This is a genomic window from Aureispira sp. CCB-QB1 (assembly GCF_000724545.1).
Lineage (GTDB): Bacteria > Bacteroidota > Bacteroidia > Chitinophagales > Saprospiraceae > Aureispira.
The window spans coordinates 55965-70335 of record NZ_JHBV01000019.1; the positions used below are offsets into that span (position 1 = coordinate 55965).

Below are 14371 nucleotides of genomic sequence, written 5' to 3' on the forward strand. Positions count from 1 at the left end.
GGACCAATTTAAACAATCCAATCATTCATGCAAGACGCATTTATAAAATTCTTTTCAACAAGCGATAGTTCACAAACTATCGTCTTTGTTATTCTTATGCTCATTAGTTTTCTTTTAGGAATGCTTGTTTGGGCTTTATTGGCGCATTGGCCAGCAGCTCGAAAATTAAAAGCGCAAAACAAAGACTTGAGCGATGAAAATACTGTCTTGAAAAAAGACAATAAAGACTTATCAGAACGTTATACAGTTGTTAATGCTAAGTTGGGGCGTGCTAGTGAAGATCTGAGAACGGCTGAGGCAAACTTGGAAGAAAAAAACGACAAGGTTATTGCTCAAGGAAAGCAGATCGCAGTTCTTACAGAAGATCTGGGGTTGTATAAAGATAATGCGCGCAATTTTAAGGAGGCAAACGAAAAGTTGTTAGAGGAGTACAAAAAGATGTCTAGGGAGCATGAAGAAACGCTTGCTAAAATGGAGGATATGAAAGGCTTGGTTGAGGAAGTAGAGCAGGAAAAATCGGAAATGATTAAAAATCATTTGTTGGTGGCAGATGGCAAGCTTGCCGCAGATAAGAAATTGAAAACAACAGAAGAAAAATTATCAAAGGCGAATGAAACCGTTCATCTTTTGAAAAAAGATTTGGATGCTGCTTTGGAGCAAAAAGCTGAACTGAAAAAAATGGTTTTGAATCTTGAAGCTACTCAACAGTTGGACGGAACGAATGACGAAGATTTAAAGATACAGTTGGTTGATTTGAAAACTCATGTTCGAGAATTAGAGGCAGAGAACAGCGACCTAATGGAGCGATTGGCGCCTTTTTTAGCAGAAGAGCAATCCAACTCTAACGAAGAAGCAGAAATGGAGGAATTGCTGGTGAACTTGCTGGTAGAGGCTGAAACCAATATGGAGGAGGATGGGTTCTATTCTGATTATGATGAAAGCCAGCTAATTGAAGACAAGATTTACTTGGAAAAAGCATTGGCTGAAAATACTGTTGTAACCAACGAAGAGAAAGACGAAGAGACGATAGAAGTAAATGATGATGAGGCTGAAAAAATGGAACAGGTACTTCTACAGGTGGACGATGCAATGAGTTTGCAAGGGTTTTATCAAGATATGGATGAGGCTGTTTTGATGGAGTCGGACGAAGAGGAACTCGAAGACGAGGAATTGATGAATCGCCATTTAGAAGGTACAGCAGAATTGTTCAAAAAAGTACTGTTTTTTGAAGAAGAGGTAGCTAGTGAACGATTTATAGAAAATGAAGATTTATTAAATAAAGAGTTGCCTAAAATAGATTTTATAGATCCTGTTATAGATGAATCTGAAAAAGTAGAACTTAGTGATGACGATCATTCTGAAATGAATGCGGCATTGAATCAGGCTATAGAGGCAATGAATGTAGAAGGATTGTATGCTCCTATAGAAGCAGATAAGTTGCTTGCTTCTGATGATGAAACAGAGGATGACAAACGATATTATAACCAAGAAGCGGATTATGAACATACGGTATTAGAGGAGATTGGTCGTTCTATTCCTAGAGCAGGCTTAGATGAAAAAGATGATTTGAAGAAAATTGATGGTATCGGAATGTTTGTTGAGCAACGATTGAATCAACTGGGAATTTACACTTACAAGCAGATTAGCCATTTTGATGAAGCATTTGTGGCTAAATTAGGAGCTGCTTTAGGGTTTTCAGAACAAACCATCTCAAGGGATCAATGGGTTGAACAAGCCCAAAAATTGATGGTCTAATTTGAACCTATTGAATAATGTTAGGTTCTTTTTAGAATATAAAACAAACCCGTTAGTTGCCTGTAACAATCACTAGGGGAGCTTTGTTAAACGATTGTAACATACTCTGTGCAAATAAGAAAACTTTTAATGGGCAGTGTACTAAAAATCTCTTCTATTGGAAGGGGATACTTGGAAAAAAATTAAAAACAATAACACTATATGATTGAACGTCCTGTCATATTATTGACATTTGCGAATCAGCAGGATGCCTATCTAGATAATCTAAAAAAAGAGAGCAAAAAGCTCAACTATATCCTAAGTACACACCATGACAAAGGAACCATAGAAGTTTTTAGAGAAGAAAGCACCACTACTGATGATATCAAAAAAGCCATAGAACGTTTTGACGAAAGAATTGCCATCTTTCACTATGGAGGACATGCCGATGGAGGTAGTCTACGATTTGAAGGTGGTGATGGCAATGCTGCTGGTCTGGCAGAACTACTTGGCCAGTTGCCCAATTTAAAGTTGGTGTTTTTGAATGGTTGTTCTACTGAAGCACAAGTGCAGTTTTTGTTAACAAGTGGTGTGAAGGCTGTTATTGCTACGGCAGTGCCTATTAATGACGAAAAAGCAGTTGTTTTTGCAGAGGATTTTTATCGTTCCTTTTCCAATGGCCATACCATCGAATCTGCCTTTCGTCGCGCCGTAGCCAATATGAAGTTTGTCTACGGAGGAGACTTTGATGCAACAATTGTTCGCCGTGGCGATGCCGTTGTACATGGCGACAAAAACAAGATGCCTTGGGGACTGTATCTCAATGACAATAGTGAGGAGGCTCTCAACTGGGAAATGCCTAAGTATTATCCCAAAGACAACGTCCGAGCAGAAGCTATTGATAAGTCTAAGTTCAAGGTAAATATGCATATAGAGGAAGTCATTTTCCCTATGTTTGATGTCAAACCAGAACTAGAAGCTTTGTGTACGTATGAAGATGATGACGAATTGGATCCTAGAGCTGTATTGTTACAGATTATTCAAAATTTCCCTTGGCCTATTGGGGCGCAAGTGCGTTTGCTAGTGGCAAAAGATGGTGATATGGATACGCCTTCTATGGAACGCCTAAAGCAAATTGTAAGTGTCTATATCATGACGAGCCAATTCATTTTTTATGTTGTGATGTCTCAAATGTGGGATGAAAAGCGTGCAGCAACCTTTACTGCCAAGAGTTTTTTGGTAGATATGCTTTATATGAATCACAAACAATTTGGGCAATTCGACTATTTTAAAAACTTTGTAGAGGCAACTAAACTTCTCTTAGATGCTGATTGTGAACTTGCCATTCCTGAATTTGCAGATGTAGTAGCAGATTTTGATGCCCATACCGAATTGCATGAAGCGTATCTTTATTTAGAATCTCTTCGTGCTGCTATTCACACTGGAAATTTAGAGGCATTAGAAAATAAAACCTTTGAAAAATGTGTAGAAGGGGAGTATTATCTATCTACTATATTGTACCATTTAGCCTTTACCATAAAATACGATTTGGTGACCGTTCGGGATATTCATGTGGTTAACCATAGAAATATGGATACAGAATTTAACCATTTTATCAGTCGACTAAATGTTAAAGTTGGAGATATTGCAGTGAGTGAAGGAAGTAAAAAAATGAAAGCTAGAATCTATAAAACCTTTACCAATAACTCTTCTGTAATTTTGACTTCGGATTTGCAAGATCCGACCACCTTCTTGAACTTATCGCCTTTTATTATTGACAAAAATGCGTTTAGAGATGGTCTTACAGAAGATAGAGCAACAGAACAACAGTTGTTTATGTATGCACACCGAGTAGAAGGGGATGACCCTAAAAGAGATTATAAATACTATGCTACATTTCACAATATTTATGTAGCGCAAGAAAGAGCATCTGACCAGTTCTTAATAGATGGACCTGGTGGAGCAAGCAAGGACAGTGAACAGCCTACCAACACTAGAAGTCGAATGCGCTCTAGACGTAGGCGAAGAACCTCTACAACGACACAGGTTATTAATCCTTATGCTGTTCTCAAACGACAATTTGAGATTTTAGAAAAAGATTTAATCAGTTAGAGCTTATTGAAATAACAAAATGCTCACATCTAAAATTTTAAAGAATCTCTTATCAATTGTTAAAAATTAGCTCTTATGGCAACACAAGTAAAAAGTCCGTTCAAGTTTTTGGATTCTTACGACAAAAAAGATAAAGCGATCTTTTTTGGTAGAACTCAAGAAACATATGAATTATACGATAGAATATTTGAGACCAATTTGGTCTTGTTATATGGTGCCTCTGGTACTGGCAAAACTAGTTTGATTAATTGTGGATTGGGCAATCAGTTTGAATCAACCGATTGGCATCCTATTTTTATTCGCAGAAAAGATAATATCATGGAATCCATGAAAGAGGAGTTCCAAGAGCATGCGATAAAAAAGATCGACCCTTCTACTTCTATGATTGATCAAGTCCGTTCTTTGTATTTAGATTATTTCAAACCCATTTATTTAATTTTTGATCAGTTTGAAGAGATCTTTATCCTTGGTGACAAGGAGGAGCAAAGAATCTTTTTTGAGATGATTTATCAATTACTCGAAGAAGATTTGCAATGCAAGGTACTTATTTCGATGCGAGAAGAATACATTGCTTATCTGTCAGAATTTGAAGAAATTATTCCGTATCTGTTTGATAATCGCTTGCGGGTCGAAAAAATGAATAGTAAGAACTTGAAAGATGTTATTGAAGGAACAACGGCTAGCTTTAATATCGAGCTGAAAAAAACACCAGGAGGAAAAGAAATTTCTGAATTAATTATTGAAAAATTAAGGGATAAAAATCATGAAATTGATTTAGCAAATTTGCAGGTCTATTTAGATCGTCTATATCAAATGGCGGTAGAAAAAAATGGACCTAATGCCCCCATTGTGTTTGATGAAGCTTTGATTAAAGAGACGGGTAATTTGGAGGATGTTATGTCTACTTTCCTAGACCAACAATTAGATGTTTTGGAAAAGGAATTGGCTCAGAAGTATAAAAATGCCAAAAAAGGAGCACCGCTAGATATCTTGTTTGAATTGGTGACGGATAACGGCACAAAACACGCTATAGATTTGGAACAAATTAAAAAACGTCTAAAACGTTCTAAAAATATTGAACCTGCTATAATAGATTACTGCGTTGTTCGTTTTAAAGAAATGCGTATTTTGAGAGAACTTTCATAAAATGTTGTTCGATCTATGCAATTAATAGATAGTTGTTTCTTGTGATAATTGTTGTAAGAAAACTATTGTAATAGAAAATAGATTATGAAAATAGAATTAGCACACGACTTTATTGCCAAGAAAATATATGAAGAAGCTTCGATTGATGACAAAGCTAGGGCGCGTGCTACTAAAATGGTACACGAACGTTATCAACATTATCTATCGTCTAAAAATTTCTTGTTAACAGAACGAGAACTTGTTTATATCAACCCATTTATAGAACGAATGGATTTGATAGAGGAAGAACAATATTATATTAGAAAGAGTAAAAAAGCAATTAAGAAAGAAAAGCTAATGCGGCGGATCAAAGACATTGCATTGGTAGCATTGCTTAGTGGCATTGTTTTTAGTTCTTGGGGATATTGGGAGCGCCAACGATTTTTTCATGCTTCTAAACATTTAGCTTCGGCACAAGATTCTATCAATGTTCTTTTGAGAAATCAAAAAGGCGCCCGATCAGATATCCCAATTACTTCTTCTGATAAAAATAAAACCCATCAAGGAGGTGATCCACTTTCTCCTTTAGTGTTTTTTAGTACAATTAAGTTGGAAGGAAAAGTGACCAACGAACAAAATGAGCCAATTAACGAAGCACTGGTTCAAATAATGGGGGCGCAAGTGCTGACTAAAGAGGATGGAACTTATGAGTTCTACTTGGTCTTGCCGCCTCAAAATATGGGTAAAAATATAAGTTTACACATCAGTAAAACCAATTACCTACCAACCTCAACACCTATAGATACTGATAATCCTTCTGTACAATCTGCTTTTACCTTAGTTCGAGAGTAAGACCTAAATTCTTGAAATATTTATGGACAACTTAGAAAAGCAGAAAATAATTAATTTATTGTCTTCAGGAGATTTAAAAAATATGAGTCTTGCTTTTCAATTGATTGAATCCTTGGATATTTTGTTTGATTGGGAGCAATACGAAAAGATAGCTGCGTGGTTAAATAAAGGTAATGAAACTATTTTAACGGCGTGGGAAGAAGAGGATAGAGGCTTTTCGGATCGAGAAGAAGCCGTTATTACGGTTTATACCAGAACAGCCTACGGCGTACAGCAAATGAAATTAACCACATGGGATGAGCGAATTTGCTTATTGCCCAATTTAGAAGCCTTAAACTATAGATCCAATTGTTTCGAAACCATTCCTGAATCTATTCAACAGCTAAAAAAATTAAAACATTTGAATTTGAATAGAAATCGCTTAACGGTAATTGGAGCGGAGTTAGACAGGAGTTATCATTTGGAATATTTGGCTTTGGGACACAATCAAATATATGCCATTCATACTGACTTCAAGCGATTAAAAGGGTTGCGTTATCTAGATTTGTCGGGCAACAAATTAGCGGAGTTGCCTTCTAGCATCGGTTCGCTGCTTGCTCTCAAACAGCTTAATTTAAATCAAAACCCACTAACAATACTTCCCAATAGTATTTATAACCTTACTCAACTAGAGAAGTTATACTTGTTGAACACTCAAATTGATGAAGAAATCATTTCTGATTTAGCATCTCAACTGCCCAACTGTCAAATACTCTACTCCAAAAATTAAGTTAATCTATTACGACGATTATAAAAAAAACTCTAAGTTTGGAAAATAAGAGTTGTTTGTTCTGTACAAAATTTTGCATTGTATGCAAGGTATTTAGCTTGATATAGACAAAAATGAACTAAAACAAACACTTTTTTATTTATAGCATTACTCCGTTGGAAAATCGTATTAGTTAGCTTAGTTACTCCCTGCGGTCATGAGCCAGCAAGCTGGGTTCGCTGCTACTACGTGGTACTTGGTGAGCGCTACGCTTTTAGTTAACTATGCTGTTATTGCGTGGTACTTCGCAAGTGCTGAACAGTTGATTATTAGTAAGATGTATTTTTGCTGGTCTTTGTAGTAAAAGTATGATAATCAATGGAATATTATTATGGAATAACCTCTAAATTATAAACAATGACACTAAAAGAAGTTTTGACCGAGCTAGAAGCATTGGGAGACGAACGAACTAAAAACACACTCTTAAAACATGGTGCAAAAGAACCTTTCTTTGGAGTGAAAGTTGGTGATTTGAAAAAAATTTTAAAGAAAACAAAAAAAAATCACGAACTGTCTTTAGAATTATACGCTACAGGGAACTCAGATGCAATGTATTTGGCTGGTTTGATGGCGGATGAGAAACAAATTACAGTCGCTCATTTAGAAGATTGGGTAGAAAAAGCTTACTGGTACTACTTGAGTGAATATACCGTAGCTTGGGTAGCTGCTGAGACAGATTTTGGTTTTGAAATTGCTCAAAAATGGATAGCGTCAGAAAAAGAAACGGTCGCTTCTGCGGGATGGTCAACCTTATCTAATGTTGCTTCTATCAAAAAGGATGAAGAGTTGGATATCGAAGCATATAGTCAATTATTAGATCAAGTTGTCAATGAAATCAATACCGCGCCCAATAGAGTGCGTTACACAATGAATGGTTTTGTTATTGCTGTAGGGTCTTATATTGCTCCTTTGACGACAAAAGCTCAAGAAGTTGCCCAAAAGATTGGTAAAGTAAGCGTAGAAATGGGAGGAACGGCTTGCAAGGTGCCTTTGGCGAGTACGTATATTCAAAAGGTAATTGATAAAAATAGGCTGGGCAAAAAACGAAAACAAGCAAGGTGCTAATATTTAAGAATTGTATTTTATAGGTTTAGCTATACGCTGCTAGTGGTCACTACGTTTATTAATTAGAACTAAAAATAAGGTTATTTTTTAACCAGAATTTTTCTGACCACTTACTTATAAAAATTTAGATGCATTTTAAAGGAATTGTTTGGCAAGTTTTGACGTTGAACGTGAGATTAAGGTCTTTACCAAAAGCATGTTTACTACCTATTCACTATTAAAATATGAATTGGTATAAAAAAAGTTAAAACAGATCCCCAACACAAATAATTTCAAACACAATGATAAAATATAATATATTACTTAGCTGGTGTTGTTTGCTCATCCTAACTGGTTGCCAAACACATGAGCAGAAAGCCTACAAAGATTTGCTAAAAGCAGGCATCCCGTTGATAGAAAATGACACTGTAACGGTCAAAATAGGTGAGAAACTTTTTTATTTATATTCTTACAGTGCAGGAGTACAACCGATTTATTATACATTAAAACATCTTAATTCAGATAGTACTGTTGTGAACTATGTCGATGACCGTCGATTTTATGTCGGTAAGGAAGATATGGTTGGAGGACCATCAGAAGGCGTACTCGTATTTGAAGCTAAAGGCGATGGTGTGGCTAAACTGGAGTTTTATAACCCTTATTTTAATGAAATGGAGTACAATCGAGTATATCCAGACCATGAGCGTACAGATCGAGTGATGTTAGAATTTTATAAGGCTTTGACAGATTCTATTGCTTTGGGGACTTGGACGGATGCACAGTATGCTAATTATTATGATAATTGGGAAAAATTACCAGACGAAGCACAAACAATAGCAATGGATACTTTGCTAGAAAAGTATGTTGAGATGTCTAGTTCTATTTCTTTTAGCAGAAAGGATCAATTGATTGATAATTTTGTGAGACGTTATGTCTTGAGAGAATCTTCTATGGTAAGAAATATACTTGATACGCTTTTTAATTTGCCTAATGTAGATGCCCTAGAAAAGTGGCAAATGGAATTAAAAGCACACAGAGAAAATTTGCCTATTCATGAAAATTTAGAGACTAGAACTTGTTATGTTAAGGTGGAAGCATAGAATATACTTTTGGGGGCTGTTAATATGGGGGATTGCTTGTCATGACTGTACGGCACAGATTGTAATAAAAGAATTGACACCCAGTCAGCTGCAAGAGGATTTGGATTATTTGGTGACCGGTTTAGAAACTTATAATCCTACTATGTATGTGTATGGTTCAGAAAAAGTGTTCAAAAAAAAAATAGAGGTTATTAAAAAAGCTATTCAAACACCAATAGATGTGCTTGAATGGTTTAAATTACTTTGTTTGGCAGTAGAGGGAGTTGATGAAGGGCATCTTACAATAGGAACCGAAAAAGATAGTTTTTATCATGGCTTTTTAGAAGGGAACTTCAAAAGTTTGCCATTGAGTGTTCAATTTTTAGGAGAACGGGCTTATGTTTGGAATAATTTGAGTGAAGAGGATGTTTTAGAGCAAGGTGATGAAATTTTGTCTATTAATGGGCGTAGTATGGCGGCAATTAGACGCCTAATTTTTGAGTATACAAGTTCGGACGGACACATTGAGACGTTCAAACAACAGCGATTAAGTAAAGAACTTTCCGCCCGTTATTTTTGGTTCGTAGAGCGACCGCAACAATTTTTGATTGAGTATAAAAAACGAGGGACAATCCTCCTGCAAAAAGTTTCTTTAAAAGCATTAACACGAGCCGAAATGGCGGCATGGTCTAGGAAAAGGGCTTTAAAAAAAGAAGTGCCCAGAGGAATTAATGCCGTTTATAGCTTGGCAATCGAGAAAGATATAGGAACCTTAACGTTACGCAGCTTTGACGATGCCATTATTCAGCAAAATGATCTACAAGCGTTTTCATTTTATGAACGCATTTTCAAAAGGTTGCGACAAAATAAAGTCAAGCACTTGATTTTGGATGTAAGAGGAAATGTGGGAGGAATGAAAGACTTTGTAGATGCCTTATTGCCTTTTGCATTGCCTAAAAAAAGAAAAGGAGTGTTGAGAGAATTAATCGCTTGGGATGGTAGCAATGTTATCACATCTTTTCCTAAACGCAATCGATGGTTTTTTAAAGGTACAATTTATATTTTGACAGATGGAGGGACGTATTCTACGGCAGCTTTAATTGCACAATATTTACACGACTATGGAGAGGCTGTTGTTATTGGAGAAGAAACAGGAAGCCGTTATGAAGGGTTTGCAGCGGGAAATTTTCATTACTTGTTATTACCAAATTCTAAAATACAGATAAAAATTCCCAATAAATGGGTGAAAAACCAATTGCCCCAACAACCTAAAAATGCGAATAGAGGTCTAATGCCTGATTATCCTATCGTACTTTCGATAGATGATTTGTTACAAAAGAAAGATGTGGCGATGGCAAAAGCATTGGAGTTGATTAAAACAAAATCTTGATTGTTATGCAAATTACAAATACAGTTTTCCTAGTACGCCCTGCTTCTTTTTCTTACAATACACAGACGGCTGCATCCAATACATTTCAAACAAAATTAGAAGAGACGCCCGAAAAAATTCAAGCCAAGGTATTACAAGAGTTTGATGCCTTTGTTGCCAAATTGAGGAGTGTAGGAATTGCTGTACAAGTCTTTGAGGATAGTACGGAGCCCCGTAAACCAGATGCTGTGTTTCCCAATAATTGGATTTCCGTTCACCGAGATGGGACAATTGTACTGTATCCTATGTGCACGCCGAATCGACGTTTGGAACGCAACCCAGTTGTCTTGGAGTGGTTGGAAAAACAAAAAGACTTCGTGACTCAGATAGACTATACATCGTACGAAACACAAGACCGATTTTTGGAAGGAACAGGGAGCATTATTTTTGATCATAACCATCGCAAAGCGTATGCTTGCCTTTCTCCAAGAACCGATGCCATGCTATTTGAAAACTTAATGGTACATTTAGGGTATCAAGCAATTGCTTTTAATGCTTGTGATGTTAATGGTGTTGCTATCTATCATACCAACGTTATGATGAGCATTGGAGAGGGGTTTGTTGTAATTTGCTTAGAAAGTATTAGAGACGAGAAGGAACGTCAAAAAGTAATGGAAGAATTTCACTCTAGTAATTTAGATGTTATTGCAATAAGTTTGGAACAAGTGAGTCATTTTGCAGGTAATATGTTGGCCTTGGAAGGAACGAAAGGACAAATAGTGGTGCTTTCGCAACGTGCTTTTGATTGTTTGACCAGCACCCAAAAACAAGCTCTAGAACAATATGCAATCTTGTTGCCCATGCCAATCCCAACAATAGAAGCTATTGGAGGGGGAAGTGCTCGTTGTATGATTGCAGAGGTGTTTTTGTAAGTGTAATTATGATGGAATAAGGTTAACGGATTGACAAAGAACGTATCAATAGTTGTAAAATATGGAATTAAAGAAACAGTTAGGAAATATAGATATTTATTTGTTGGATCAAATACTCAAAGGACGTTATGAAGATGGGCAACGAGTCTTGGATGCGGGATGTGGAGGTGGTCGCAATCTAGTTTACTTTCTACAGGAGCAATGGGATGTTTATGGAACCGATCAAAATATAGAGGCTGTAGAGCAGGTACAAAACTTATCCAAAAAATGGCATCCAAACAACCCCATAGAAAATTTTAGGGTAGAAAGTATCGAACAGTTGAGTTTTGAATCGAATTTTTTTGACGTGGTCATTTGTAATGCGGTTTTGCATTTTGCAAAGGACAGGGCACATTTTGAAGCAATGCTGTTTTCTATTTGGAGGGTTCTCCAACCTGGAGGTCATTTGTTTGTTCGTTTGGCATCTAATATTGGTATTGAGAATCGAGTGGTAGCCTTAGGGCAGGGGCAGTTTTTGCTGCCCGATGAATCGGTTCGTTTTTTGGTAGATGAGGATTTTTTACTTGCATGCACCCAGAAATTGGAAGGGATACTAACGGAATACATTAAAACAACTAATGTGCAAGGCTTGCGTTGTATGACAACTTGGTGCTTGCAAAAAAGGGAGTGAGTTATGGAAATTATTACGGGAAAAGTAACCGCAGTGCCTTTCGTAGCCAAGGGCGGACGAAAAATTAAAGGAGCTGAAAGTTTGTTCTTAGAAATCAACAACCAACGTTATTTTATCAAGATACAAGCAGGGGAGGTATCTCGCATGGAATTAGAAAAATGGCTTGATCAGTCGATAACGGTAAAGGTTTTAAGGGCAACTGGAGCATGGGACAGCGACGATCCTAATGTTCAGAGTCGGATAGGAGATTATGTTGCGATATTGGAAGTGTTGACTTAAAAGGCATTACTTGTTTTGCCAATTGTTTCGAGCATGGATATAAGCACTGGGCTCGGAGTAGCCTAGAACATAGGCGATGTCTTGTATTTTCATTTGTTTGCCAGCCTCTAGAAACTCGGCAAGTTCTCGTTTTACTGCTGTACTAATTGCTCGAAAAGAACTACCTTCTTGATGCAGTTTGCGCTGTAACGAACGACTGCTCAATGCTAGTTGTTCGCAAACCATTTGCATAGAAGGAAGAGCAGGGGAGCATAAGTGCAACATCATGCTTTTAGTCTTGTTTGTAAAACTTTCTTTAGATGTGTTTTGATGCAGCATTTTTAAGTACTGGGGGAGCAAAATTTCAATTTGTTGCAGGTTTTTAGAGTTGATTCCTTGTTGTAATGCTTTTAAATCTATTTCAAAAGCATAATTAGAGCTTGTTTTTAGGGCATATTCGGATAAGATATTATAATGAAAATCTTCTAATGGAGGAACAAGAAGGGCTAAACTATTGGGGGGCAGCATTAGAGTTAATTCTCTAGCTATTAGCATAAAACTGCTTTCTAAAATCGTATTCTCTAAAGACAAGGCTTGAGGATGAACGTTTAATTCTATCGATTGATAGGTCTGCTGTTGTTGGGTATGAATTGCCAAGAGTGGAAATTGTTGTTCTAGATAGGTTTGTAGTATTAATAATGCTTGTTCCATACTTTTGGCTTGCAAAGAAATTTGATGAACGATTCCTAAAGCACTTAAATTTAAGTATTGACCAAAATAAAACCCTAAGTTGGCGGAATCACTTTGCTTTAAAATGGATTTTAACACACGCAAATAGTCAGAAGCTGTAACGTGGCTATCAGGAGCACACCAATCTATATTGGCATCATGCACAAGAGCATACAATGGTTTTGAAGGAATACCTCGGTAACTGGCAAAATCAATTAGGGCAGCTAATAAAGTCGCACTTATTTTCATCTGGTATTTTTTGGCGTAAAGTATCAATTTTAGTTCTTAAAAATAAATGATTTTTGTGGTGAATAAAATCAATTTCAACATAAAAATTATCAATATGAACACTTTACAAAAAGCATTGATTGGGAATGCGATCTTTTCAACCACATCGGCTTTTATCTTATTACTTTTTTCGACGCAGGTACAGCATTGGTTTGGCGTACAACTGCAATGGCCTTTTGGGATAATAGGTCTAGGACTTATATTCTTTGCAGGGACTATTTTTATGGAGATAAAAAGGCAACGAAAGGCAGCTGTATATGCTATCATTATACAAGATATATTGTGGGTGTTAGGGTCTATGGCTTTATTGTTATTACAACCATTTGGGATTTCTAACCTAGGTAATGGTTTAATTGCTATTGTAGCTTTGATTGTTCTACTTTTTGCAATTTTTCAGTATTGTGGACTTCGAAAAACGGAAACAGAAGTTTAAGGTTTTTGTCTTCTGCGGACACTAAATTTGCTTAAGTGCTCAGATAAATCAGAAATTTTGCGTCTTTTTTGAAATCTTGCGTCTTTTAATACAGTACTTAGCTAGCAGCGCAGTTAGCTATTGATAAAAAGGAATGTATTCAAGATTTGAAGATTCCTTTTTAGATAAAAAAAGATAAAATGGATGATTTTTTGCAGCTACTTTATTTAAGTATAAGAACAGCAGTAACATATTCCATATCATAAGGTAAAAAAAAATGAGTTATTTATGGCAACAGAAGTAATTTGGGATGACTTTCAAGCACAGTTGTTGGGGTTCATCAAAAAGAGAGTTCAAAGCTCTTTTGATGCGGAAGATATTCTGCAAGATATTTTTTTGAAGATACATCTCAATATAGAAACATTGAGGGAGCAAAACCGCTTAACAACTTGGGTGTATAGAATTACTCGTCATGCAATTATTGATTATTATAGAAAAAAGAAACAATTGCAATCTTTGGAGGGAATCGAACCCAAAGGAGGAGCAATCAATTGGTTGGAGCAACAGCAACCCGATTTTTATTTTACAAAATGTTTGATGCCTTTAATCGAAGAGTTGCCTCCCAAGTACCGAGAAGCGTTTATTAAAACAGAGCTAGAAGGAATTTCTCAAAAGGAATATGCAGAGCAAGCAGGACTCTCTTACTCTGGGGCAAAGTCAAGAGTACAACGAGCTAAAAACCAGTTAAAAATGCTGTTTATCCGTTGTTGTAATATCTCCACAGATGTTTATGGTAATGTCATTGATATGGAATGTTCTTGTTCTTGTGGTGATGAATAATATTGAGTAAAAACAGAGAGAAAAGATAACACGCTGTAAAAGAGGTGGCTGAAAGAAGCTTTGGAAATTGTTAAAATAACTCAAAAGTACGTATTTTAATGTTCGAACTTTCTTAATAA

Annotated in this window: 14 protein-coding genes; 13 read left to right on the top strand and 1 reads right to left on the bottom strand. The window is 36.3% G+C overall.

The genetic code is table 11. From position 1 onward, the window contains the following. The first annotated feature begins 27 nt into the window (after positions 1 to 27). The 11 genes from CG11_RS08635 (at position 28) to CG11_RS08685 (ending at position 12004) form a co-directional block, all read left to right on the top strand. The gene (locus CG11_RS08635) at positions 28 to 1755 is read left to right on the top strand and encodes a hypothetical protein (protein WP_052595152.1); all 1728 of its coding nucleotides are present in this window, start codon (positions 28 to 30) and stop codon (positions 1753 to 1755) included. Positions 1756 to 1956: 201 nt separating this feature from the next. Beyond that, positions 1957 to 3846: a CHAT domain-containing protein gene (locus tag CG11_RS08640; RefSeq protein WP_052595153.1), complete on the top strand. Its 1890-nt coding sequence runs from the start codon at positions 1957 to 1959 to the stop codon at positions 3844 to 3846. A gap of 75 nt (positions 3847 to 3921) precedes the next feature. Further along, entirely contained in the window at positions 3922 to 4992 is a 1071-nt protein-coding gene (locus CG11_RS08645) for an ATP-binding protein (protein WP_052595156.1), read from the top strand. Between the two features lie 84 nt (positions 4993 to 5076). Beyond that, positions 5077 to 5823 carry a carboxypeptidase regulatory-like domain-containing protein gene (locus CG11_RS08650; RefSeq protein WP_052595158.1) on the top strand — a complete coding sequence of 249 codons (747 nt, stop codon included), beginning with the start codon at positions 5077 to 5079 and terminating at the stop codon, positions 5821 to 5823. A gap of 22 nt (positions 5824 to 5845) precedes the next feature. Next, complete coding sequence (locus CG11_RS08655; RefSeq protein WP_052595160.1) at positions 5846 to 6592, top strand: leucine-rich repeat domain-containing protein; 747 nt, start codon at positions 5846 to 5848, stop codon at positions 6590 to 6592. 396 nt (positions 6593 to 6988) lie between these two features. Further along, positions 6989 to 7696 (top strand): DNA alkylation repair protein, encoded by a 708-nt coding sequence (locus CG11_RS08660; RefSeq protein ID WP_052595162.1) that lies wholly within the window; start codon positions 6989 to 6991, stop codon positions 7694 to 7696. Between the two features lie 281 nt (positions 7697 to 7977). Further along, a complete protein-coding gene (locus tag CG11_RS08665; protein WP_052595164.1) occupies positions 7978 to 8775 on the top strand; it encodes a hypothetical protein in 798 nt (265 codons plus the stop codon). After that, positions 8756 to 10144 carry a S41 family peptidase gene (locus CG11_RS08670; RefSeq protein WP_052595167.1) on the top strand — a complete coding sequence of 463 codons (1389 nt, stop codon included), beginning with the start codon at positions 8756 to 8758 and terminating at the stop codon, positions 10142 to 10144. The genes CG11_RS08665 and CG11_RS08670 overlap by 20 nt, the downstream gene beginning before the upstream one ends. Before the next feature lie 5 nt (positions 10145 to 10149). Further along, a complete protein-coding gene (gene ctlX / locus CG11_RS08675) occupies positions 10150 to 11055 on the top strand; it encodes a citrulline utilization hydrolase CtlX (RefSeq protein ID WP_052595171.1) in 906 nt (301 codons plus the stop codon). Positions 11056 to 11116: 61 nt separating this feature from the next. Then, complete coding sequence (locus tag CG11_RS08680; RefSeq protein ID WP_052595174.1) at positions 11117 to 11725, top strand: bifunctional 2-polyprenyl-6-hydroxyphenol methylase/3-demethylubiquinol 3-O-methyltransferase UbiG; 609 nt, start codon at positions 11117 to 11119, stop codon at positions 11723 to 11725. A gap of 3 nt (positions 11726 to 11728) precedes the next feature. Beyond that, on the top strand, positions 11729 to 12004 hold the full coding sequence (locus CG11_RS08685; RefSeq protein ID WP_052595177.1) for a hypothetical protein: 276 nt from the start codon (positions 11729 to 11731) through the stop codon (positions 12002 to 12004). A 6-nt stretch (positions 12005 to 12010) separates the two neighbouring features. On the opposite strand, the gene CG11_RS08690 is transcribed toward CG11_RS08685, so the two are convergent. Continuing rightward, complete coding sequence (locus tag CG11_RS08690) at positions 12011 to 12961, bottom strand: AraC family transcriptional regulator (RefSeq protein ID WP_052595180.1); 951 nt, start codon at positions 12959 to 12961, stop codon at positions 12011 to 12013. Positions 12962 to 13055: 94 nt separating this feature from the next. Here CG11_RS08690 and CG11_RS08695 point away from each other — a divergent pair, with 94 nt between their 5' ends. Beyond that, positions 13056 to 13433, top strand: coding sequence for a hypothetical protein (locus CG11_RS08695; protein WP_156039706.1), 378 nt, complete (start codon positions 13056 to 13058; stop codon positions 13431 to 13433). A gap of 267 nt (positions 13434 to 13700) precedes the next feature. Further along, on the top strand, positions 13701 to 14252 hold the full coding sequence (sigZ, locus tag CG11_RS08700; RefSeq protein WP_052595185.1) for an RNA polymerase sigma factor SigZ: 552 nt from the start codon (positions 13701 to 13703) through the stop codon (positions 14250 to 14252). Positions 14253 to 14371: the final 119 nt, after the last annotated feature.

Excerpts from the sequence above, each read along its gene's own strand:
- CG11_RS08645 (WP_052595156.1), top strand. The coding sequence starts at position 3,922 with ATGGCAACACAAGTAAAAAGTCCGTTCAAGTTTTTGGATTCTTACGAC.
- CG11_RS08680 (WP_052595174.1), top strand. The coding sequence starts at position 11,117 with ATGGAATTAAAGAAACAGTTAGGAAATATAGATATTTATTTGTTGGAT.
- CG11_RS08660 (WP_052595162.1), top strand. The coding sequence starts at position 6,989 with ATGACACTAAAAGAAGTTTTGACCGAGCTAGAAGCATTGGGAGACGAA.
- CG11_RS08685 (WP_052595177.1), top strand. The coding sequence starts at position 11,729 with ATGGAAATTATTACGGGAAAAGTAACCGCAGTGCCTTTCGTAGCCAAG.
- CG11_RS08690 (WP_052595180.1), bottom strand. The coding sequence starts at position 12,961 with ATGAAAATAAGTGCGACTTTATTAGCTGCCCTAATTGATTTTGCCAGT.
- CG11_RS08635 (WP_052595152.1), top strand. The coding sequence starts at position 28 with ATGCAAGACGCATTTATAAAATTCTTTTCAACAAGCGATAGTTCACAA.
- CG11_RS08655 (WP_052595160.1), top strand. The coding sequence starts at position 5,846 with ATGGACAACTTAGAAAAGCAGAAAATAATTAATTTATTGTCTTCAGGA.
- sigZ (WP_052595185.1), top strand. The coding sequence starts at position 13,701 with ATGGCAACAGAAGTAATTTGGGATGACTTTCAAGCACAGTTGTTGGGG.
- CG11_RS08665 (WP_052595164.1), top strand. The coding sequence starts at position 7,978 with ATGATAAAATATAATATATTACTTAGCTGGTGTTGTTTGCTCATCCTA.
- CG11_RS08640 (WP_052595153.1), top strand. The coding sequence starts at position 1,957 with ATGATTGAACGTCCTGTCATATTATTGACATTTGCGAATCAGCAGGAT.
- CG11_RS08695 (WP_156039706.1), top strand. The coding sequence starts at position 13,056 with ATGAACACTTTACAAAAAGCATTGATTGGGAATGCGATCTTTTCAACC.
- ctlX (WP_052595171.1), top strand. The coding sequence starts at position 10,150 with ATGCAAATTACAAATACAGTTTTCCTAGTACGCCCTGCTTCTTTTTCT.
- CG11_RS08650 (WP_052595158.1), top strand. The coding sequence starts at position 5,077 with ATGAAAATAGAATTAGCACACGACTTTATTGCCAAGAAAATATATGAA.
- CG11_RS08670 (WP_052595167.1), top strand. The coding sequence starts at position 8,756 with ATGTTAAGGTGGAAGCATAGAATATACTTTTGGGGGCTGTTAATATGG.